The 870-nt window shown below is 57.8% G+C and carries 1 protein-coding gene; it reads right to left on the reverse strand.

Annotated features, from left to right (window positions below):
• Positions 1-220: 220 nt before the first annotated feature.
• Entirely contained in the window at positions 221-688 is a 468-nt protein-coding gene (locus AC0L25_RS32415; RefSeq protein WP_473599183.1) for a response regulator, read from the reverse strand.
• Positions 689-870: the final 182 nt, after the last annotated feature.

Consider the following 870-nt stretch of genomic DNA (forward strand, 5'->3'; position numbering starts at 1 on the left):
ACGCGCTTCTCTCAGGATCGAGGCACGATCAAGTCCGATCAGCGATACAATGTCGCGTATTTGCTGCTCGGTGGCACCTGTTTCCTGCGCAAGTGAGCGTACATAGTCGTCTGGCAGGCGGGCCCGCCCTGCTTCTTCTGCCAGACAATGCCTTACGTTTGGGGCAGGAGTCCGGTGGTCGCTCCCAAGCGTCAGCGCCAATTGTGTGTGGCTGGCGATCTCACACTGTACCGACTTGCCTAGATTTTATCCAGATGGAAGCGTGTTCGCCAGCAGCGGATGCCCTGGCCATCGAACTCGCCAAAGCTACGAGCACGGAATCATCGGCAGGTTTCTCGACAAAAGTTCCGGCCTTGAAGGCCTCACCTCGGCCCTCGATGTCCGTGGCACTATAAATCACAAAGGGGATGTTGCGGGCCACGAGTTCTTCAGCAACCGACGAGCTGACGCCGTCCTGCAAGAGCACGTCCAGTATAACGACGTCCGGCTCAACCAGGGCCAAAAGTTGTCTTGCACGAACGCAACTCGGCTCTGAAGCTACCGCAAAGCCAGCCTGTTTAAGGGACGCCTCGATGTCAACGACGATCATCGGCTCGTCCTCAACAATCAGTGCTAGTGGCTTTCTCATGTGCTCCTCCTTGCTGGGCAGGAGCACGACGTGCGCTGACACCACGGCAACCAATTTCATAAGCCTGTCCGGACCAGAGTGCATGCTCATTTGTTAAAGCGAGCGAAAACACATCGCGCCAAGAGACATGGAACCAGGCTGTCATGCGATCGTCGACTGCATGCTGGATGCCGGACGGGTACGTCGGGAGATCATGCGCTCGCTCCGGCCGATCGCCGCCCACAACACGCCAAGGTCGAGGC

The sequence above is a fragment of the Mesorhizobium sp. WSM4813 genome (assembly GCF_055811555.1).